This window comes from Streptomyces sclerotialus, assembly GCF_040907265.1.
Classification (GTDB): domain Bacteria; phylum Actinomycetota; class Actinomycetes; order Streptomycetales; family Streptomycetaceae; genus Streptomyces; species Streptomyces sclerotialus.
Genome location: NZ_JBFOHP010000002.1, coordinates 2,206,798 through 2,226,813 on the forward strand (window position 1 = coordinate 2,206,798; position 20,016 = coordinate 2,226,813).

The 20,016-nt window shown below is 73.8% G+C and carries 20 protein-coding genes; 9 read left to right on the top strand and 11 right to left on the bottom strand.

Annotated features, from left to right (window positions below):
- Positions 1-36: 36 nt before the first annotated feature.
- Positions 37-936, top strand: coding sequence for an ectoine hydroxylase (gene thpD, locus AAC944_RS09845; RefSeq protein ID WP_030619102.1), 900 nt, complete (start codon positions 37-39; stop codon positions 934-936).
- An 87-nt stretch (positions 937-1,023) separates the two neighbouring features.
- On the opposite strand, the gene AAC944_RS09850 is transcribed toward thpD, so the two are convergent.
- Complete coding sequence (locus AAC944_RS09850; RefSeq protein ID WP_030619104.1) at positions 1,024-2,082, bottom strand: maleylpyruvate isomerase family mycothiol-dependent enzyme; 1,059 nt, start codon at positions 2,080-2,082, stop codon at positions 1,024-1,026.
- Positions 2,082-2,651 carry a sigma factor gene (locus AAC944_RS09855; protein WP_030619107.1) on the bottom strand — a complete coding sequence of 190 codons (570 nt, stop codon included), beginning with the start codon at positions 2,649-2,651 and terminating at the stop codon, positions 2,082-2,084. Before AAC944_RS09855 ends, AAC944_RS09850 begins: the two co-directional genes overlap by 1 nt.
- Before the next feature lie 139 nt (positions 2,652-2,790).
- On the opposite strand from AAC944_RS09855, the gene AAC944_RS09860 reads away from it, so the two are divergent.
- On the top strand, positions 2,791-4,098 hold the full coding sequence (locus AAC944_RS09860; protein ID WP_030619110.1) for an alpha/beta fold hydrolase: 1,308 nt from the start codon (positions 2,791-2,793) through the stop codon (positions 4,096-4,098).
- A gap of 65 nt (positions 4,099-4,163) precedes the next feature.
- Here AAC944_RS09860 and AAC944_RS09865 read toward each other — a convergent pair whose 3' ends face one another.
- Both AAC944_RS09865 and AAC944_RS09870 read right to left on the bottom strand, forming a co-directional pair.
- Entirely contained in the window at positions 4,164-5,231 is a 1,068-nt protein-coding gene (locus tag AAC944_RS09865) for an alkene reductase (protein ID WP_030619113.1), read from the bottom strand.
- Positions 5,232-5,314: 83 nt separating this feature from the next.
- The gene (locus tag AAC944_RS09870; RefSeq protein ID WP_078888753.1) at positions 5,315-6,421 is read right to left on the bottom strand and encodes an aminotransferase class V-fold PLP-dependent enzyme; all 1,107 of its coding nucleotides are present in this window, start codon (positions 6,419-6,421) and stop codon (positions 5,315-5,317) included.
- Positions 6,422-6,547: 126 nt separating this feature from the next.
- Between AAC944_RS09870 and AAC944_RS09875 the strand changes: the two genes are divergently transcribed.
- A complete protein-coding gene (locus AAC944_RS09875; RefSeq protein ID WP_030619121.1) occupies positions 6,548-7,201 on the top strand; it encodes a class I SAM-dependent methyltransferase in 654 nt (217 codons plus the stop codon).
- Here the strand turns inward: AAC944_RS09875 and AAC944_RS09880 are convergent.
- Positions 7,176-7,706, bottom strand: coding sequence for a GNAT family N-acetyltransferase (locus tag AAC944_RS09880; protein WP_030619123.1), 531 nt, complete (start codon positions 7,704-7,706; stop codon positions 7,176-7,178). The genes AAC944_RS09875 and AAC944_RS09880 overlap by 26 nt on opposite strands.
- 5 nt (positions 7,707-7,711) lie before the next feature.
- On the bottom strand, positions 7,712-9,238 hold the full coding sequence (locus AAC944_RS09885) for an aldehyde dehydrogenase (NADP(+)) (protein ID WP_030619126.1): 1,527 nt from the start codon (positions 9,236-9,238) through the stop codon (positions 7,712-7,714).
- A gap of 122 nt (positions 9,239-9,360) precedes the next feature.
- Here AAC944_RS09885 and AAC944_RS09890 point away from each other — a divergent pair, with 122 nt between their 5' ends.
- On the top strand, positions 9,361-10,131 hold the full coding sequence (locus tag AAC944_RS09890) for an IclR family transcriptional regulator (protein WP_030619129.1): 771 nt from the start codon (positions 9,361-9,363) through the stop codon (positions 10,129-10,131).
- Between the two features lie 23 nt (positions 10,132-10,154).
- Here AAC944_RS09890 and AAC944_RS09895 read toward each other — a convergent pair whose 3' ends face one another.
- Positions 10,155-11,354: a glycoside hydrolase family protein gene (locus tag AAC944_RS09895; protein ID WP_030619133.1), complete on the bottom strand. Its 1,200-nt coding sequence runs from the start codon at positions 11,352-11,354 to the stop codon at positions 10,155-10,157.
- Between the two features lie 157 nt (positions 11,355-11,511).
- Here AAC944_RS09895 and AAC944_RS09900 point away from each other — a divergent pair, with 157 nt between their 5' ends.
- The 3 genes from AAC944_RS09900 to AAC944_RS09910 all read left to right on the top strand — a co-directional run bounded on the left by AAC944_RS09900 (position 11,512) and on the right by AAC944_RS09910 (position 14,062).
- Entirely contained in the window at positions 11,512-12,321 is an 810-nt protein-coding gene (locus tag AAC944_RS09900) for an NAD-dependent epimerase/dehydratase family protein (RefSeq protein ID WP_030619135.1), read from the top strand.
- A 111-nt stretch (positions 12,322-12,432) separates the two neighbouring features.
- The gene (locus AAC944_RS09905) at positions 12,433-12,705 is read left to right on the top strand and encodes a GlsB/YeaQ/YmgE family stress response membrane protein (protein WP_030619137.1); all 273 of its coding nucleotides are present in this window, start codon (positions 12,433-12,435) and stop codon (positions 12,703-12,705) included.
- 70 nt (positions 12,706-12,775) lie between these two features.
- A complete protein-coding gene (locus AAC944_RS09910) occupies positions 12,776-14,062 on the top strand; it encodes a TerD family protein (RefSeq protein WP_030619139.1) in 1,287 nt (428 codons plus the stop codon).
- A 58-nt stretch (positions 14,063-14,120) separates the two neighbouring features.
- On the opposite strand, the gene AAC944_RS09915 is transcribed toward AAC944_RS09910, so the two are convergent.
- Complete coding sequence (locus tag AAC944_RS09915) at positions 14,121-14,396, bottom strand: hypothetical protein (RefSeq protein ID WP_030619141.1); 276 nt, start codon at positions 14,394-14,396, stop codon at positions 14,121-14,123.
- 172 nt (positions 14,397-14,568) lie between these two features.
- Here AAC944_RS09915 and AAC944_RS09920 point away from each other — a divergent pair, with 172 nt between their 5' ends.
- Entirely contained in the window at positions 14,569-14,799 is a 231-nt protein-coding gene (locus tag AAC944_RS09920) for a winged helix-turn-helix domain-containing protein (RefSeq protein ID WP_030619144.1), read from the top strand.
- On the opposite strand, the gene AAC944_RS09925 is transcribed toward AAC944_RS09920, so the two are convergent.
- Positions 14,796-15,806: an MsnO8 family LLM class oxidoreductase gene (locus AAC944_RS09925; RefSeq protein WP_030619146.1), complete on the bottom strand. Its 1,011-nt coding sequence runs from the start codon at positions 15,804-15,806 to the stop codon at positions 14,796-14,798. The genes AAC944_RS09920 and AAC944_RS09925 overlap by 4 nt on opposite strands.
- A gap of 87 nt (positions 15,807-15,893) precedes the next feature.
- Between AAC944_RS09925 and AAC944_RS09930 the strand changes: the two genes are divergently transcribed.
- Positions 15,894-16,721, top strand: coding sequence for a class I SAM-dependent methyltransferase (locus tag AAC944_RS09930; protein WP_037772783.1), 828 nt, complete (start codon positions 15,894-15,896; stop codon positions 16,719-16,721).
- 57 nt (positions 16,722-16,778) lie between these two features.
- Here the strand turns inward: AAC944_RS09930 and AAC944_RS09935 are convergent, their stop codons facing one another.
- Positions 16,779-18,215 (bottom strand): alkaline phosphatase PhoX, encoded by a 1,437-nt coding sequence (locus AAC944_RS09935; protein ID WP_030619151.1) that lies wholly within the window; start codon positions 18,213-18,215, stop codon positions 16,779-16,781.
- A gap of 221 nt (positions 18,216-18,436) precedes the next feature.
- Positions 18,437-19,918 carry a hypothetical protein gene (locus AAC944_RS09940; protein ID WP_030619153.1) on the bottom strand — a complete coding sequence of 494 codons (1,482 nt, stop codon included), beginning with the start codon at positions 19,916-19,918 and terminating at the stop codon, positions 18,437-18,439.
- Between the last annotated feature and the right edge of the window lie 98 nt (positions 19,919-20,016).

A 20,016-nucleotide genomic window follows, 5' to 3' on the forward strand; every position in this document is an offset into this window, starting at 1 on the left:
AGGAAGGCACGTACGAGAGGAGAGGAAGGCAACACCATGACCACCGCACCCGAGCGCACCGCCGACCTGTACCCGACCCGTGGGGCCACCGAGGTGATCACCCCGCGGCAGGACCCGGTGGTGTGGTCGCAGCCCGGCACGGCAGGCCCTTTCCAGCCGTCCGAGCTGAGCGACTTCGAACGCGACGGCTTCTTCGCCATCGAGGAACTCATCACGGCGGACGAGGTCGCGGTGTACCGCGCCGAACTGGACCGGCTCACCCATGACCCGGAGATCAAGGCCGACCCGCGCTCGATCGTCGAGCCGAAGTCGGACAAGGTCCGGTCCGTATTCGAGGTGCACAAGATCAGCGAGGTGTTCGCCAAGCTGGTCGCCGACCCGCGCGTAGTGGGACGCGCCCGTCAGATCCTCGGCTCGGACGTCTACGTCCACCAGTCGCGGATCAACGTCAAGCCGGGCTTCGGTGCGTCCGGGTTCTACTGGCACTCGGACTTCGAGACCTGGCACGCCGAGGACGGCCTGCCGAACATGCGCACGGTGTCCGTCTCGATCGCGCTGACCGAGAACTACGACACCAACGGCGGCCTGATGATCATGCCTGGCTCGCACAAGTACTTCCTGGGCTGTGCGGGTGAGACGCCGCTGGACAACTACAAGAAGTCGCTGCAGATGCAGGACGCCGGCACGCCCTCGGACGAGGCCCTGACCAAGCTCGCCGACCAGTACGGCATCAAGCTGTTCACCGGCAAGGCCGGCTCGGCGACCTGGTTCGACTGCAACTGCATGCACGGTTCCGGCGACAACATCACGCCGTACCCGCGCAGCAACGTCTTCATCGTGTTCAACAGCGTGGAGAACGCCGCGGTGGAGCCGTTCGCGGCCCCGGTGCGGCGTCCGGAGTTCATCGGCGCCCGGGACTTCACCCCGGTCAAGTGAGGCGCGACTCCGTGGTGTCCTCTTCTTCGTGACGAGGAGCCCGGTTCCGGGCCGGGGGGCCTTGGGCCCAGCCCAAGGGTCCCCGGCTCACAACCAGGCCAGTGACGCGGCCGTCGCCAGCACATGCTGAGCGGCGGCCGCGTCGCCTGCCTGGCCCCGGCTCACCTCCTGCGGGGTGAGCCGGCCGCCCACCAGCAGGCAGAGGTCGACCGCGTCCAGGACCAGTTCGGCGGCGACCGGCTCGGCGGCCGGGCCCAGCACCCAGTCGCCGCCCGCCTCGCCCTCCACCGCCAGCAGGACCGGCCGGGCGCCGTCCCCCAGCGCCAGGTCCAGGATGCGTACCGCGAGCGCCACCAGCCGACGCAGGTGCACGGGCGGCGGCGGGGGCACGGTCAGCCCCAGTGCCCGCCCGATGTCCCGGGTGTGGATCCAGGTCTCGAACGCCCGGATCACGTAGTGGTCGGCGACCGGCAGCCGCTTCCCCATCAGCGCGGTGGGCAGCGCGGCCGGTTCCTCCTCCCGGGCCTCCGGCAGGTCCAGCAGGCCGTGCGCCTGGGTCCGCCAGGCCTCGGCCGTCTCGGCCGGCGGCCGGGTGTGCTCGTACGCCACCACCTCCTCCGTACGCGCCGCCCAGCGCACCTCCCAGGGCGCCGCGTCCCCGGTGCCGCCCGGCTCGGCCCGCGTCACCGGCAGCATCCCCAGCCGCTCGGCCAGCGGCTCGTCCGCCGCGATCAGGTGCGCGACCGTGCCCTGCACGTCCCAGTCGTGCACCACCGGCGTTCCCCAGCGCGCAGGCGTACCGTCCAGCTCGCGCAGCAGCGCCTCCAGGCTCGCGACCGCAGCGGCGTACGGCGCCGCGTGCGCGGCCGGTGCGTCGTGCCCGGTGCGCGCCGCCCGGGCGCCTGCCATCAGCCGCCCCCGGCCGACCTTGTCCACGCCCCGCCGGCCGCCCTTGGCCGGCTCGGCGGGCGGTCCGTCCAGCCGGTGCACGGCCTCCCGCAGCCGTGCCAGTTCCTCAGCGCACTCCGCGCAGTCCTCGACGTGCGCGCGGATGCGCTCCTCGTCGCCGGACATCACCGCGTCCAGCGCCCAGGCGGCGAGCAGCTCGGCGATCTCGGGGTGCTCCTCCGCGGGGTCCCAGCCCATCAGATGCCCTTCTCCACGGCCGGATCCGGCGGGTCGGCCAGCCGGTCGGCGAGGCTGCGCAGCGCCACGCGGAGCCTGGTCTTGGCGGTGCCTTCGGGAATGCCCAGTTCCACCGCGGCCTGCCGGTAGGTGCGCCCGGCGAAGTACGCCAGGTGGAGCACCTGCCGCTGGGCCAGCGGGAGTTCGGCGAGCGCGGTGTGCGGCAGCAGCGCGGCGCCGGCGAGCACCGCCCGGCGCTCCCGCTCCTCCTCGCACATCCGGTCCACGGCGCGGCGGTGGGCGCGCATGCTGAGCCAGGCCCGCAGTGACCCGCGGGCCGGGTCGAAGGCGTAGGGACGGGCCCACAGGTGGGTGAGGACCTCCTGGACGACCTCCTCGGCGGCGTTCGTGCTGCGGGTGACGCGAGCGGCCACGGCGTACGTGAGCCCGCCGAAGGCGTCGTACACCTCGCCGAGGGCGGACTCGTCGCCGTACACCAGTCGCCGGTGCAGGTCCTCGTCGCGCGGCGGAGTCGTCGGGCTAGCAGTTCTCCGGTCCACCGGCACCACCTCGTGAGGTCGTGCTGCCATTCCTAGCTGTCCGCGCCGCCGCGCGGTAGCCGTCCGCCCGGCCGAATTGCCCGGCGCGCCGGTGAGGCTAGCCTGATCCGGCGCGGTTCCGGCAGGGAACAAGCGGACACACACGAACGACCAGAACCGAGGGAGCACCATGCCCATCGACCGGCGGCCGGGGGTCGTCCTGACCGATCACGTCCTCCAGGTCCCGCTGGACCACGACGCGCCGGACGGCGAGCGGATCGAGGTCTTCGCGCGGGAGGCGGTGGCCGCGGGCCGGGAGCGGGAGCGGCTGCCGTGGCTGCTGTACCTGCGCGGCGGACCGGGGCTCACGACGCCCCGCCCGCTCGCCCGCGACTCCTGGCTGGACCGCGCACTGCGCGACTACCGCGTACTGCTGCTGGACCAGCGGGGTACGGGACGCTCCACGCCCGCGACCCGGCAGACCCTCGCGCGCCGCGGCTCGCCGCGGGAACAGGCCGCGTACCTGGCCCACTTCCGCGCCGACTCGATCGTCCGGGACGCCGAGCTGTTCCGCCGCCACCTGATCGGGGAGGAGCGGTGGAGCGTACTGGGGCAGAGCTTCGGCGGCTTCTGTACGGTCCACTACCTCAGCCGCGCCCCCGAAGGGCTGCGCGAGGCGTTCGTCACCGGCGGTCTGCCGGGCCTGGACGTGAGCGCCCAGGACGTCTACCGGGCGGCGTATCCGCGTATCGCGCGCAAGAACGCGGCGCATTACGCGCGTTATCCGCAGGACGTGGAGTCGGTCCTGCGGATCGCGGCGCACCTCCGGGAGCGGGACGTGCGGCTGCCGGGCGGCGGGCGGCTGACCGCCGAGGCGTTCCAGGGGCTCGGGATGATGCTGGGCACCGGCAGCGGCTCGTACGCGCTGCACGACATCCTGGACGAGGCCTGGGTGTCCGGGGTGTCCGGGCCTGAGCTGTCGGACGTGTTCCTGGAGCGGGTGCGGGCGCGGCTGTCGTTCGCCGAGTCCCCGATGTTCGCCGTGCTGCACGAGTCGATCTACGGCCAGCGGTCGGTGGATCCGAAGGGTACTGGCTGGGCGGCCGAGGCGGTGCGCGGGGAGTTCCCGCAGTTCGACGTGGACCGGGCGCTGGCGGACGGCGGCCCGCTGCACTTCACGGGCGAGACGATCTTCCCGTGGCTGTTCGACACCGACCCGGCGCTGCGGCCGCTCAAGGAGACCGCCCACGCACTGGCCGAGCGCACCGACTGGCCCGACCTCTACGACGCGGAGCGGCTGGCGGCGAACGAGGTGCCGGTCGTGGCGGCGGTGTACGCGGACGACATGTACGTCGACGCCGGGCACTCGCTGCGTACCGCGGAGCGCATCCGTGGCCTGCGGGCGTGGGTGACCAACGAGTGGGAGCACGACGGGCTGACCGCCGGCGGCGGTGCGGTGCTGGACCGGCTGCTGCGCATGGTGCGCGGGGAGGTCTGAGGGCCGGTGCGGGTCCGGGCGGACGGCCGTAGGGCGCGGCCACCCGCCCGGAGTACTGCGGGGGATCAGCCGGTCAGCGCGGGGTAGTCCACGTAGCCGCTGTCGTCGCCGCCGTAGAAGCTCTCCCGTACCGGCTCGTTGAACGGGCCGCCGGCCGCGAGGCGCGCGGGCAGGTCGGGGTTGGCGAGGAACAGCCGGCCGTACGCCAGCAGGTCGGCCTCGCCCTCCTCGACCAGCGACAGCTCTTCGGGCCCGGCGGGGCGGCCGTCGACGGCGGGGTTCAGCACGAAGGTGCCGCCGAAGCGCTTCCGCAGCCGCGCCAGCAGCTCCGCGTCACGGACGTCGCAGGCGTGCAGGTAGGCCAGGCCCAGCGGGGCGATCGCCTCGACCAGCGCGGTGTAGGTGGCCTCGGGCTCGGGCTCCGACATGCCGTTGAAGGGGTTGCCGGGCGAGATCCGCAGGGCGGTGCGGTACGCGCCGATCTCCGCGGCGACGGCCTCGACGACCTCGACGGCGAACCGGCTGCGGGCCTCGTCGGAACCGCCCCACTCGTCGGTGCGCAGGTTGCTCGCGGGCGAGAGGAACTGGTGGATCAGGTAACCGTTGCCGCCGTGCAGCTCCACACCGTCGAAGCCGGCCTCGATGGCGTTGCGCGCGGCGGCCGCGAAGTCGGCGATGGTCTCCCGCACCTCGTCGCCGGTCAGTTCGCGCGGCACGACGCAGTCCTTCAGGCCGTCCTCGGTGAAGACCTGCTGGTCGGCGACGACGGCCGAGGGCGCGACCGGTATCAGGCCGGCCGGCAGCGTGACGGGGTGGCCGATGCGGCCGCCGTGCCACAGCTGCGCGAAGATCTTGCCGCCCGCGGCGTGCACCGAGTCGGTGACCTCGCGCCAGCCCGCGATCTGCTCGGCGGTGTGCAGCCCCGGCGTGAACGGGTAGCCGCGGCCCACCACGTTCGGCTGGGTGGCCTCGGTGATGATGAGGCCGGCCGAGGCCCGCTGGGTGTAGTACCGGACCATGGACGGGGTGGGCACACCGTCGGCGGTGGCGCGGTTGCGCGTCATCGGTGCCATGACGAGACGGTTGGCGAGCGTCAGCCCGGCCAGGTCGACGGGGTCGAAAGCAGTGGTCAAAACTTCCCTCTCACGAGGTCCTGTGCGGTCACCGGCCCCAACACCGCCCGCCACCACGGCATTCCCGGACCCCCGGAACCCCGTCAGCTCCTGGGCAGGTCGAGGCGCTTGAGGAGGGCCAGCAGCCGGTCCACGTCGTCCGCCGTGTTGTACAGGTGGAACCCGGCCCGCAGCTTCCCGGCCCGGACGGCCACCAGGACCCCCTCCCGGGCCAGCGGTCCGTGCGCCGCGGCCAGCGCGGGGACCGTGACGATCGCCGATCCCGGCGCGGGCAGCGCCTCGTAGCCCAGCTCGGCGAGTCCGGCGCGGTACCGGGCGGCCAGCGCGGTGTTGTGGGCGTGCACCGCGGCCACCCCGATCTCTTCGAGGAGCGCGAGGGAGTGCCGGGCACCGACGTGGGCGAGGTGGCCGTGCGGCTCGTCGTAACGCCGCGCGTCCTCGGCCAACCGCTCGACCGGGCCGTAGTTGGACTCCCCCGGGTCCGCGCCGGCCACCCAGCCCGCATGCAGCGCGGGCGGCTGCGGCGCGTCCTCGGCGACCACCAGGAACGAGGTGCCGCGCGGGCACAGCAGCCACTTGTACGCGCCGCACACGACGTAGTCGAACCGCCGCGCTTCCAGCGGCAGCCAGCCGGCGCCCTGCGTCACGTCCAGCAGCGTGCGGGCACCGTGCGCGCGGGCCGCCGCGCGGACGGCCGCCAGGTCGGCGATCCGGCCGTCCAGCGCCTGCACCGCGCTGAAGGCCACCAGCGCGGTGCCCGGCCGCACCGCGTCGGCCAGCCCCTCCAGCGGCGCGGTGCGCACGCGCAGGCCCGGGCGGGCGGCGAAGGGGTTGACCAGGGAACTGAAGTCGCCCTCGGGCACCAGCACTTCGGCGCCTTCGGGCAGCGATGCGGCGATGAGCGCACTGGACACGGCGACCGAGCTGCCGACGGCGACCCGGTCCGGCGCTGTGCCCACCAGCCGGGCGAAGGAGGCCCGGGCGGCGGCGGCCGGGCCGAAGTAGTCCACGCCCATCGTGCCGTACGAGGCGGACGCGACGGCCTCCTCGCGCAGGGCGGCGGCGGCCCTGGCGGGCAGCAGGCCGCTGCCGGGGGTGTTGAGGTACGTCGTCTCGGGCGCGAACTCCGGGCCGCCCAGTCGCTGTCGCTCCATCCCCCCACTGTGATCGCCGGGGGCCCGGGCGTCCATCCGCGGCCGCGCGGAGGAATCACTTTTACCCATCCATGGGCGGTTTTCCGCTGTCTTCGTCCGCTCGCCGATGCACTTGCCGTGCATCGGGCCGTCCGCGTCGGCACACGCCGGTACGGTCCCGGCATGACGACGCCGCAGGAACGTCTCGGCTCATGGGAGACAGCCGGGGCCCCCACCACCGACAGCCATCCCTTCGACCCCGCGGCCCTGCGCGCACAGCTGGCGCCGGGCGCGCGCATCCTGGACCACGGCTGCGGCCGCGGCAGGCGGGTCGCGGAGCTGACGGCGCTGGGGTACGCGGCCGAGGGCGTCGACGGGTCACGGACACTGGTCGAGCGCGGGCGGCAGGACCATCCCGGGCTGCGGCTCACGCACTGCGCCGCGCTGCCGCTGCCCTTCGAGGACGGCCGTTACGCGGCGGCGCTCCTCTTCGGGGTGCTCACCCGCGTACCGGAGGACACCGGGCAGCGGGCCGTCCTCAAGGAGCTGGCGCGCGTGGTGCGTCCCGGCGGGCTGCTCCACCTCAGTGACGTGCCGCTGCAGACCGACCCGCGCTCCCGTGCCCGGTACACGGCGTACGAGGACGAGTTCGGGGCGTACGGGGTGTTCCGCACCGAGGACGGCGCGGTGGTCCGGCACCACGAACCGGAGCACCTGCGGCGGCTGCTGCGGATGCACGGCTTCGCGGTGGCCGAGGAGCGCACCGACGTCGTCGGCACGCTGCACGGTCACTCCGTACGCCGTCTGCAGCTCATCGCGCGCCGGGAGGCAGCGTGAGCAGCAGGCTGAGGTGGGTGTCGTCGGGGGCCGGCCGGCGGCCGTCGTCCGGCTGCCAGCCGTGCCGGGCGTAGAAGTCCCGGGCCCGGCGGTTGTGCCAGTACACCTGGAGCCGGGCCGCGGTGTGGCCGGCGGCGCGCCAGGCGGTGACGCAGACGTCGTGCAGGGCGCTGCCGACGCCGCTGCGCCAGTGGGCGGGGTCGACGTGCAGCTGGCTCAGCTCGACGCCGCCCGCGGGCGCGTCCCTGCCGGTCCGGTACGCGGCGACGCCGACGGGCGCCCCGGACCGCTCCGCGCACAGCACGGCCGTGTCCGGGCAGGCCAGCGCCTGCTCCCAGGTGTCACGCCAGCGGGCCCGCTCGGCGGGGGTGTCCAGCAGCGCGTCGGGCAGCCGCCCGCTGAAGTACCGGGCGCGGGCCCGGGAGTGCAGCGCGGCCAGTACGTCGAGGTCGGCCGTGGCGGCGGCCCGGACGGTGAGGTCCGGGCCGCTCGCTGCGTGGCGCACGCGCGTCACGCCTCCCGTACGCCGTCGACCCGGCGGGGCAGCCCCAGCGGGTTCTCCTCGCGCAGCTCGGGCGGCAGCAGGGCGGGCGGGGTGTCCTGGTAGGCGACCGGGCGCAGCCAGCGCTCGATGGCCGTACCGCCGACGGAGGTGGAGGTGGACGTGGTCGCCGGGTAGGGGCCGCCGTGGTGCTGCGCGGGGGCCACCGCGACGCCGGTGGGCCAGCCGTTGACCACGACACGGCCCGCGAGCGCGGTGACCTCGGCGAGCAGTTCGCCGCCCCGGCCCTCGCCCGCGCCCTCGGCGGTGGACAGCTGGAGGGTGGCGGTGAGGTTGCCGGGCAGCCGGCCGAGGACGGCGGCCGCCTCGGCGTCGTCGGCGTACCGCGCGACGACGGTCACCGGGCCGAAGCACTCCTCCAGGAGCAGATCGTGCGGGCCCTCGGCGGCCAGCCGGGCCGCGGGGAGGGTGAGGAAGCCGGCGGACACGGTGTGCTCGCCGCCCGCGCCGGGCGTCACCGGGGCCTCGACGTCGGGCAGTTCGGCGCGCGCCTGCACGCCCTCGATGAACGCGTCCCGCATCCGGTGGTCCAGCAACACGCCCGCCTCGGTGTCGCTGACCTTGGCGGTCAGCTCCTTGACGAGCCCGTCGCCGGCCGCGCCCTCGGGGACCAGCACCAGGCCCGGCTTGACGCAGAACTGGCCGACGCCCAGGGTCATCGCCCCCGCCAGGCCCGCGCCGATCTGCTCGGCGCGCTCCTCGGCGGCGTCCCGGGTGACCACGACGGGGTTGAGGCTGCCCAGCTCGCCGTGGAAGGGGATCGGGTGCGGGCGGGCCGCCGCGGCGTCGTACAGCGCGCGGCCGCCGCGTACCGAACCGGTGAAGCCGGCGGCGGAGATCAGCGGGTGGCGGACCAGTTCGACGCCCGCGTCGAAGCCGTGCACCAGGCCCACGACGGCCTCGGGCAGGCCGGACTCGGCGGCGGCGCGGCGCAGCAGCGCCGCGCACAGCTCGGAGGTGGCGGGGTGGTCCGGGTGCGCCTTGACGACGACCGGGCAGCCGGCCGCGAGGGCGCTGGCGGTGTCGCCGCCGGGCACCGAGAAGGCGAGCGGGAAGTTGGAGGCGGAGTACACGGCGACCACACCGAGCGGGATCTTGTAGCGGCGCAGGTCGGGCCGGGGCGGGGTGAGCTGCGGGTCCGCGTGGTCGATGTGCACGTCCAGGAAGGCGCCCTCGTCGACGATGTCCGCGAAGGCACGCAGCTGGCCGGTCGTCCGGGCCAGTTCACCGGTGAGCCGGCCCGGGCCGAGCGCGGTTTCGGCGTCGGCGGCCTCGATGACGGCCTCGCCCGCCTGGTCCAAAAGGTCGGCGGCGCGACGCAGGAAGGCGGCGCGCACGGTCCGGTCGGCCAGGGAGCCGCGGGCCTCGTGCGCGGCCCGTACGGTCGCGTCGACTTCCTCGGCTGTGGCCTCGGCCGCAACCTCTTCGCGCTGCTTCCCGCTGCGGGGGTCGACGCTCCAGACTGGTGCTGCCACCGTGCATTCCTCCCGGGCCGAGTACTTGCTGCGCTCCGGGGCTTGTTCGATATACTGAACTGCGTCCCGGAGTGTGAATACGTGGGGACTCTATGACTGTCCGAACTGAGGGGTCAAGGGCGATGGCGGCTGCCGAGACCGGGGGATCACAGGTCAAGTCCGCGGTGCGGACGGTCGAACTGCTGGAGTACTTCGCGGGCCGCCCCGGGATGCACAGCCTCGCCTCCGTGCAGGAGGCCGTCGGCTATCCGAAGTCCAGCCTCTACATGCTGCTGCGCACCCTTGTCGACCTCGGCTGGGTGGAGACCGACGCCACCGGCACGCGGTACGGCATCGGGGTGCGCGCCCTGCTCGTCGGCACGTCCTACATCGACGGCGACGAGGTCGTGGCCGCCGCGCGGCCGACGCTCGACCGGCTCTCGGACGACACCACCGAGACCATCCACCTCGCCCGCCTGGACGGCACCAACGTCGTCTACCTGGCGACCCGTCAGTCCCAGCACTACCTGCGCCCGTTCACCCGCGTCGGCCGCCGGCTGCCCGCGCACTCCACGTCCCTGGGCAAGTCGCTGCTCGCGACGTACTCCGACGAGCAGGTACGCAAGATGCTCCCGGAGACGCTGCCCTCGCTCACCGAGCACACCACCACCGACCGCGAGAAGCTCATCGAGGAGCTGCACACGGTGCGGGAGCAGGGCTACGCCGTCGACCGCGAGGAGAACACCCTCGGCCTGCGCTGCTTCGGGGTGGCGATCCCGTACCGCACTCCGGCCCGCGACGCCATCAGCTGCTCGGTGCCGGTCGCCCGGCTCACCCCGGCGCACGAACAGATGGTCAAGGACGCGCTGTTCGACGCGCGGGACCGGCTGACGCTGGCTACGCGGCGTCTCTAGGGTCGGCGCGGCCTTGAGGGGGATCAGGCCCCGGAGCCGCTCAGCTCCGTGAGCGCCGTGCGCACCGCCTCCAGGTCCACGTCGGACGCCAGGCCCGCGTGGTACAGCCGCAGCTCGCCGGCGCCGGACGCGGCGGCGTGGGCGGCGTCCGCGGCGAGTGTTTCCGGACTGCCGCCCATCCCCCGCACCACGGTGAAGTTCGCCGCCCGGATGCCGCGCCCCTCGAACGGCGCCAGCGCCGCCGCCCGTTCCGCCGCGCTGCCCGTGCACGGCACGACGACACCGTCCGCGTAGTCGAAGATCTGCCCGGGACGGACCCCGGCGTTGGCACCGCAGCGGTGCGGCGCCGGGTCGGCGTGCAGCATGACGCGGAAGTCCGGCCCGGCGGCCGCCCGTACGGCGGCCACGGCCGCGCGCCGCAGCTCCCCCGCGACCCGGTTCCGCCAGTCGGCGACGACGGAGGCGTACTCCCCGCCGAGCGCTTCGACGACCTCGGCCCACTCCCCCGCGCGGTCCCGTGCTGCTGCGCTGCCGCCGCCCGCCCACACGGGCTCCAGAGCACGCAGCACCGCCTGCCGCAGCCCCTCGGGGTCGGCGTCCAGCGCCGCGTACCCGTTGCGGCACTCCGCACAGAAGCACAGCGACATCAGGTACTGCGCCGCGCCGCTCAGGCCGACTCCGCCGGTCTTGTCGTGCGCGTGCAGGTGCGCGAGGCCGTACCAGCCGCAGGACTCCAGCTCGGTGCCGCGGGTGTACGGCCGTACGGCGGCCTCGGCGGCCAGCGTCACGAGGTATTCGTGCACTTCGGGGCGGGCGATGCAGGGCGCCCAGGGGTAGGGGTCCCCGTAGGCGTTGCGGATCACGGCCTCCGGATGCTCGGCGCCCAGCCGGGAGTTGTGCGCCAGCACCACCCAGGAGTGCACCTCCAGGCCCGCGTCCGTGAGCGCGCGGGCGGCCTCCGCGTACGGGTCGGGGCCCGGGAGCCAGTCCTGCGCATACGGGCGCAGCGCGCGGCCTTCCCAGCGCTCCGGTGCGGGCGGGTAGAGGACGGCGGAGTGCCGGGCGGTGACGACGCGGTGCCGGGGGTGGCGGGGGGTGAGGGCCCGGGTGGAGTGGTAGGCGGAGGCGAGGGTGACCTGCCGGACCCCGAGCCCGGCGATCCGGCGCGCGGCGTCCGGGTCCCCGACGACGTCCCAGGGGTAGAGGAAGGCGGCGGCGCGCATCGGGCTCCCTTCGGAGGGCCACGTCCGCGGGACGCATGCGTGGCCAGTGTCCATATGAGTGAACGCGATGACGCTAAGACAGCGGCTCCAGCGGGTCAAGAGCCCTTCCGCGTCCACCATCTTGACCGGGGCACCGCACTTCTTTACGTTGACGGCCATGACCGCACCCCGCACCGTTCTGCTGACCGGCGCCGCCGGCGGCCTCGGCACCCTGATGCGTGAACTGCTGCCCCCGTACGGTTACGAGCTGCGGCTCTTCGACCGGCTGCCCATCGAGGGCGAGCCGGACGCCATCGTCGCCGACCTCTCCGACCGGGACGCGCTCCGCAAGGCCGTGCAGGGCGTCGACGCGGTGATCCACCTCGCCGGCATCTCCCTGGAGTCGACGTTCGAGAAGATCCTCCAGGCCAACATCGAAGGGACCTACAACCTCTACGAGGCGGCCCGCGAGGAAGGCGTGCGGCGCATCGTCTTCGCCTCCTCCAACCACGCCGTCGGCTTCACCCCGCGCCCCGAGGACGGCTCCGGCGCGATCCCGGTGAACACCCCGCGCCGCCCCGACACCTTCTACGGTCTGTCCAAGGGCTTCGGGGAGGACCTGGCCTCGCTCTACTGGGACCTGCACGGCATCGAGACCGTCTCGGTCCGCATCGGCTCCTGCTTCCCGCGGCCCACCAACGTGCGGATGCTGTCCATCTGGATGAGCCCCGCCGACGGCGCCCGGCTGCTGCACGCGGCGCTCACCGCGAAGGACGTCGGCCACACCGTCGTCTACGGCTCCTCCGCCAACACCCGCCTGTGGTGGGACCTCTCCAGCGCCCGCGCCCTCGGGTACGAGCCGCAGGACGACTCCGAGGTGTACGCGGCCGAACTCCTCGCCGAGCAGGGCCCGCTGGACCCGGACAACCCCGAACACGCGCACCTCGGCGGCGCCTTCTGCACGGACCCGCCGATCTGGCCGTACTGAAGGCATGCCACCGGCGGCGGTCCTGGTAGTGGTATACCGCACGGAACTCCGGGCGGCGTCCTCGCGTCCTTGAAGGCGTAACAACCCCTTGCAGGAACGAGGAACACCATCATGGGCATCGTCAGCTGGCTCGTACTGGGGCTGGTCGCCGGCGTCATCGCCAAGATCCTGCTGCCCGGCCGGGACCCCGGCGGCCTGGTCGGCACCACGCTGACCGGCATCGTGGGCTCCTTCGTCGGCGGCTGGCTCTCCACGAAGCTCCTCGACCGCCCGATACCGAAGGACTTCTTCGACCCGTCCATGTGGATCGCCTCCATCGCCGGCGCCCTGGTCCTGCTGATCATCTACCGGCTGCTCTTCGGCAACTCCCGCGAACGACACTGAACGGTTCCGCCCTTCTCGCTGGTAATGGAACCGTAAAGCGGCGCCGGTCGTTACCCAGGACATGACCGCTATGACTCCTGGCTCGAACCTCCCGCTCTCCGCAGCGCGGGTGGCGGTGGACGTCACCGCCCCCGTGCGGCTGGACGTGTCGGGCCTGCTGCTGACCGCCGACGGCAAGGTGCGCTCCGACGACGACTTCGTCTTCTACAACCAACCGAGCGGTCCCGGCGTGACCCACACCGCCGGCGGGGGCGGCAGCGGCGACACCATCACGGTGGACACCGCCGCCGTGCCGGCCGGCATCGAGAAGATCGTCGTCACGGCCAGCCTGGACGCGCCCGGCGCGACCTTCGCGGGCACGGAGCCGACGGCCACGGTCCGCAGCGCCGACGACGGCAGCGTGATCGCCACCTTCACGCCGCCCCAGCTGGGCGCCGAGACCGCCCTCGTGGTGGTCGAGGTCTACCGCCGCAACGGCGCCTGGAAGGTCCGCGCGGTCGGCCAGGGCTACGCCAACGGCCTGGCCGGCATCGCCACGGACTTCGGCGTCACCGTCGAGGAGCCGGCGGCGCCCACGGCCACTCCGCTGCAGCCGCAGCAGCCCGCCACGCCGCCCGCGCCGCCGCACCCGGGCGCCCCGGCCGCCGGCGAGTGGGGCCCGCCCACCGGCGCCCCCGCCCCGGTCGCCCCGCCGGCCACCGTCCCCGGCGCGCCGGGCTCCATGGGCACGCCCGCACCGCCGCCCGCGGCCCCGCAGGCCCCGGCTCCCGGCGGCGCCGGGAAGATCAACCTCGACAAGGGCCGCGTCAGCCTCCAGAAGAACCAGACCGTCTCCCTGGTCAAGGGCGGCCGCCCGCTGCTGTCCTCGGTCCGGATGGGCCTCGGCTGGGAGCCCGCCTTCCGCGGCAAGAGCGTCGACCTGGACGCCTCGGTCATCGCGTACGGCCCGGACCGCAAGAAGATCGACAACTGCTTCTTCGGCAAGCTCACGATCCTCAACGGCGCGATCCAGCACTCCGGGGACAACCTCACCGGCGAGGGTTCGGGCGACGACGAGGCGATCACGGTCCACCTCGGCGGCCTCCCCCCGGAGGTCACGGGCCTGGTCTTCACGGTGAACAGCTTCTCCGGCCAGAAGTTCACCGACGTCGCCAAGGCCTACTGCCGCCTGCTGGACGCCCAGTCCGGCGAGGAGCTGGTCCGCTTCGACCTGACCGGCTCCGAGAAGCGCACGGGCGTCCTGATGGCCAAGCTCATCCGCCAGTACAGCGGTGAATGGGAGATGACGGCCCTGGGCGAGTACGTCGACTCCCGCACGGTCCGCGGCATGGTGAAGCCGGGCGCCCAGGCGCTCTGACCGGCACGCCGGGGCGGCGTCATCGAGCCGCCGCCCCGGCGAGGCGAGCCCTTGTCGGTTACGCCTCCGCACCGCCCAACCGCTCCGCCCGCAGGTCGGCGACCAGGGCCGCGTCCTCGACCGCGCGAGCGAGATACCAGACCGCCCCGCGCAGCTCCACCCCGGAGGCAGCCGGGTCATCGGCCAGGGCCCGCCCCCGCGAGGCGTCGGCCCTGGCCATACCCAGCATCTCGCCCTCGACGGCGTCCGCCAGGTCGTTCACCAGCCCGTCCCCGGGCGGGACGAACGCCGCCCGCCCCTCGTCGGTCCACGGGAGTCGTCGTAGGCTCTGCATGTCGGCACTCCTTGGCTGTGTCGGCCACGCCCCCGGACCGGTCGCACGGTCGCGGGGGTCTTTTCACGCCTGACGGTACCCCAACCGCGTCCCCCTGATACCCAGCGCGTCCCAACGCGTCCGGACGCGTTCTAGAGCTGCAGGGTGCTGTAGACAGCGGCAGGCTCGTACCATGAGCGAGCTGCCGCGCTATCGGTACGAAGAGTTGGCCGACCAGATCCAGGAGGAGGTCCGGTCGGGGAAGCTGGCGACGGGCGCTGCCCTGCCTGCGGAACGCCGCATGACGGAGATCTACGGGGTCAGCATCGGGACCGTGCGCCGCGCCGTCGCGCTGCTCCGGGAGCGCGGCGTGGTGGCGACCCTGCCTGCGAAGGGCACGTTCATTCTCGGCGCCGGCCGCTAGAGCCCGGCCAGCCCCGCCAACCGCCGGTACGAGTCCAGCTGGGCCGCGCGGTCGTACGTGCTCGTGGTGACCAGCAGCTCGTCCGCGCCCGTAGTGGCGAACAGGTCGGCGAGGGCCGCGCGGACCTCGGCCTCCGTGCCGTGGATCTGCCCCCTCAGCGCCGCCTCGTAGAACTCGCGCTCCTTGGGCGTCATGGCCGCCTCCCGGGCGAGCACGGCCTCGGCCGGTTCCAGCGGCGGGAAGACCCCGCGCGTGCGGGAGTACGCCATCGCCCAGGCTTCGGGCAGCAGCAGCCGGCGGGCTTCCTCCGTGGTGGCGGCCACCGCGACGGTCGCGGAGACGACGACGTACGGGCGGTCCCACAAGCCGGAGGGGCGGAACCCCGAACGGTAACGCCCGATCGCGCGGAGCAGCGCGTCCCGGCCGCGGACGTCGCCGATCACCAACGCCAGTCCGGCCTCCGCCGCGATGTCCGCGCCCGCGCCGGTGGCCAGCACGAAGGCGGGCACGGTCAGTCCCTCGGCGGGCCGCGCGTGCACCTGCGGATGGGCCGTCTGGGTGCCGGTGAAGTACCCGGTCAGCTCGGCGAGCTGCGCGCCGAAGTCCTCGGTGGCGTCCTTCTCCGTCCCCAGCGCCCGGCGGATGCCGTCGGTGAAGCCGACCGAGCGGCCCAGGCCCATGTCGATGCGGCCGGGGAAGAGCGAGGCGAGCACGCCGAACTGCTCGGCGACGACCAGCGGCCGGTGGTTGGGCAGCATCACGCCGCCGGTGCCGACGCGGATGCGGTCGGTGGCCGCGGCGACGGCGGCGGCCAGCACCGTGGGGGCCGAGCCCGCCACGCCGGGCACGCTGTGGTGCTCCGACACCCAGAAGCGGTGGTAGCCCAGCCGCTCCGCCTCCCGCGCGAAGCGCACCGTCTCCTGGAGGGCTTCGGCCTGCGGCCGTCCCGCTCTGGTGCGGGACCGGTCCAGGACCGAGAATCGTGGGGCCGCTGTCGTGGAGTTCACCTTCCGTACAACGTTTTCGGGCGCATGGGATTCCTCACCGGTCTCCCGCCGGTCTCCCAGGCCCCGCCGAGCAGCGAGGAGCCACCGATGCCCGCCGACCAGCCGCCCACCGTCCCACCCCTGGATCAGATCTACGGGGACTTCGACCTCAGCACCGTCCCCGCGTTCGCCGGCGGGTTCATCAACTTCGGGTACTGGGCGGACGCGCCGGCCGGCCGTCCGCTGACCGAGGCCGACCGGATCGCCACGGAGCAGGAGCTGTACCGGCTGGTGCTGCGCTCCTTCGGCCCTACGGAGGGGCGGGACGCGGCCGAGGTCGGCTGCGGGCTGGGCCTCGGTTCGGCGCTCGCGCTGCGCGAGTACGGCTTCGGCTCGGTCACCGGCCTGGACGTCCATCCCGACCAGGTCGAACGGGCCCGGCAGCGGAACGCCGACGCGCGGGCCGCGTATCCCGGACGGCTGGACTACCGGCGCGGCGCGGCCGAACGGATGCCGCTGCCGGACGCCTCGGTGGACTGCCTGTTCTCGGTCGAGGCGGCCCAGCACTTCCCCGACGTGCCGGGCTTCGCGCGCGAGGCGGCGCGAGTGCTGCGCGCGGGCGGCCGGCTGGCGCTGACGACGTTCTTCGCCACCGGCCAGGAGGCCGCCCGCGCGCTGCCCGGACTGCTGCCCACCTACGCCGACGGCCTCGACCTCGCCCACGTGGCGGACGAGGTGGCCGCCGCGCTGGCGGCGGCCGGACTGTCGGACGTGCGGATCCGGGCGATCGGGGAGTCGGTGTGGGCCGCGTACGACCGGTACCTCGATCAGGTGCCCGAGCTGCGGGACCTGTGGCCGCGCCGGTTCCTGACCGCGTACGAGAAGGGGCTGCTGGACTACTACGTGCTCACCGCGGACCGGCCCGCGGACAGCTGACGCGGCCGGCCGGGCGCCCCCTGGCCCGGCCGGTCCGGCGACGCATCGGCGCCCCCGTCAGCCCTGCCGCCGCCAGGGGCCGGTGATCGCGAGCATGATCCCCGGGTCCTGGATGTTGGCGAACAGCGTCTGCCCGTCGGGCGAGAAGACCGGCCCGGTGAACTCGCTGTACTCCGGCTCCTCAGCCGTGCCGATGTTGATCTCGTTGCGGGCGACCGGGTAGGTACGGCCGTCCTCGGTGGCACCGAAGAGGTGCTGCACGCCCTCGCCGTCCTCGGCGATGATCAGGCCGCCGTACGGCGAGACGCTGATGTTGTCCGGGCCGTCCAGGGCGCCTTCCTTCGAGGGGTCGGCGTTGATGCCGAAGCGGACCTTCAGGGTCAGCGTGCGGCGCGCGGGGTTGTAGAACCACACCTGGCCGTCGTGCTCGACCGGGCTCTCCTCGCGGGCGTAGGACGACACGACGTACGCGCCGCCGTCCGCCCACCACATGCCCTCCAGCTTGCGGGCCCGGGTGATCTCGCCGTCCTTGAACTGCTTGCGGACCGAGGTGGAGCGGGCGTCCCGGTCGGGGACCTCGACCCAGTCCACGCCGTACACGGTGCCGGGCTCGGTGGCGCGGGAGAGGTCGTCGACGAAGCGGCCGCCGGAGTCGAAGCACTTGAACGCGGCGAGCACGCCCGCGTCGTCGGCGAGGGTGCGCAGCTGCCCGCGGCCGTGCCGGAAGCCCTCCGGCGGGGTCCAGCGGTAGAGCAGGCCGTTGGGGTTGTCGGCGTCCTCGGTGAGGAAGACGTGACCGCGCTTGGGGTCAACGACGACGGCCTCGTGCGGGTAGCGGCCGAACGCCTTGACGGGCTTCGGGTCGCGGGCGGCCCGGTGGTCGCGCGGGTCGACCTCGAAGACGTAACCGTGGTCCTTGGTCATGCCGTTCTCGCCGGCCCGGTCCTCGGTCTCCTCGCCGCTCAGCCAGGTGCCCCAGGGGGTGCGGCCGCCGGCGCAGTTGGTGGAGGTGCCGGCGACGCCGACCCACTCACTGACGTGCTCGCCGTCCTTGGAGACCTCCACGACGGTGCAGCCGCCGGCCGCCGCCGGGTCGTAGACCAGCCCCTCGGCGAGCGGCACCGGGTGCTTCGCCTTGCTGCGCGGCCCCTTGATCTCGTGGTTGTTCACGAGCAGAGTCGCGCCGCGCGAGCCCTCGAAGGTGGCCGTGCCGTCGTGCTTGGCGGGCGTGTACTCACCGCTCTCCAGCTTGGTGACGCCGGTACGGGTGATGATCTTGTAGCTGAAGCCGGCGGGCAGCGCGAGGACGCCCTTCGGGTCGTCGATCAGCGGACCGTAGCCGAGCTGCCGCTTCCCGTCGTCACCGGCGGCCTCCCCGGCCTCCTCGCCGATGGCCCCGGGGGCCGTGGCCAGCACCCCGACGCTGCCGGCGAGCGCCACTCCGGCGCCGGTGTACGTCGCGCGCTTGGCGAAGTCCCTGCGGGTGAGGGGCATGGTCATCTCCTGGCTGGCTGGATTCTTTCCTTGCTTCCGCGCGCCAGGCTTGCGGGCCCGCCCGAATTCCAGTTGAACGGGGCACGACGTCCAGGAAGCGTTTTTCCCGGCGGTACGTCCCGTCACGAGGACGGAAACGGCCCGTCGTCCGTACGTGTACGTACGGCGACGGGCCACCTCTGCCGGGAGAGCCGGCTGCCCTGCCAGGAACCGGCCGGGAGCTAGCTGCCCTTCTTGGAGCGCGCCTTGAAGGCCGCCTTACGGGCCTCCTTGGCCGCCTTCTTGTCCGGGTGCAGCCGGCCCATGGCCTCCAGGACGTCGGCGGTCGCCGGGTGGTCCACCCGCCAGACCGCGTCGAAGAAGCCGGCGTGCTGGCCCACCAGCCCCACGACCAGTTCCCGTACCTCGGCCGCGTCCTCGTCGGCGGTGCCCAGCTGCGCGGCGAGCGTGTCCACGGTCAGCCAGAAGATCATGTCCTGGGAGGGCTCGGGGATGCCGGTCGCGCCGTGCTCGGCCAGCCACACCCGGGCCAGCCCGCCCAGCTGCCGGTCGTCCAGCACCTCGCGCAGCGCGGGCTCGGCCTCCGGGCCGACCAGCGACAGGGTCTGCTGGCAGGCGAGCCGGCGCTGCGGCGCCCGGTCGTCGTCGCCGCGCGCGGCGGACAGCAGGTCGCGGGCGGCGGTGAGGCCGTCGCGGGCCGCGAGCCACTGCTCGGACTCGGCCTGCGCCAGGGTCTCGGGGTAGTCGGGCAGCGCGGCGAGCAGTACGTCGGCGCCCTTGTCGGAGAGGTCGCCGACGGCCGGGGCCTCGACGCCCGCGTCCAGCATCCGGGCCCGGACCGCGTACATGCCCAGCGGGGTGAGCCGGACCATGCCGTACCGGCTGACGTCCTCGTCCTCCAGCGGCTCGGCGGACCTGACGGTCTCGCCCTCCTCGTCCAGCTCCTCGATGAGCGCCTCGTCCACCGGCTGGTACGCGACCAGACCGATCGGCTCCAGGACCCGGAACTGGTCGTCCAGGCGCATCATCGCCTCGGAGACCTCTTCGAGGATGTCGTCGGTCGGCTCGTCCATGTCGGCCGGGACGATCATGGAGGCGGCGAGCGCCGGGAGCGGGACGCTCTGCTCCGGGTCCTCGGCCAGCGCGCAGAGCATGTAGAGGTTGCCGAGGATGCCGTCCAGCAGCTCGGCCTCGTCCTCCGGGTTCCAGTCGATGGAGTCCAGGTCCAGCTCGCCGCCCTCGGCGATCTGCTCGACGAGGTCGCCGAGGTCCGGCGCCGCGGCGTCGGCCAGTACGGTCTCCATGCCGCCGAGCCAGATGGCCAGTACGTCCTGCGCGGTGCCCTGGGTCAGCAGGCGCAGCTCCTCGCCGGGGGTGGCGGTGCCGGCCGGCGCGCCGTCGGGCAGGTCCTCGTCCTCGCCCGCGTGCTCCTCGATCTCGACCAGGCCGGTGTCCACGGCCAGCTGCCAGGCCTCGGCCGCGTAGCCGGTGCCGTCCTCGTCGACGGCCAGACCGAGGTGGCCTGCGGCCTCGGCGAGCTGCTCTTCGAGGAGGTCACCGCCGACGCCGACCGGTACCTCGCGCTCGGCCCAGCGGGCGAGCTTCGCCGCCCGGGCGAAAAGGGGGGCGCTCAGCGCGTCCCTGGCCAGCTCCGCTTCGGGGTGCAGCCGCACCGGGGGAAGGGTGGGGCGCTCGTCGGACATCTACGGTTCAGCTCCTCGGGCGGACTACAGCTGGTGCGCCGCCAAGCGTAGACGGAATCGTGACGATCCCGGGCGGTTCACCGGTCCGCCCGCCGCCG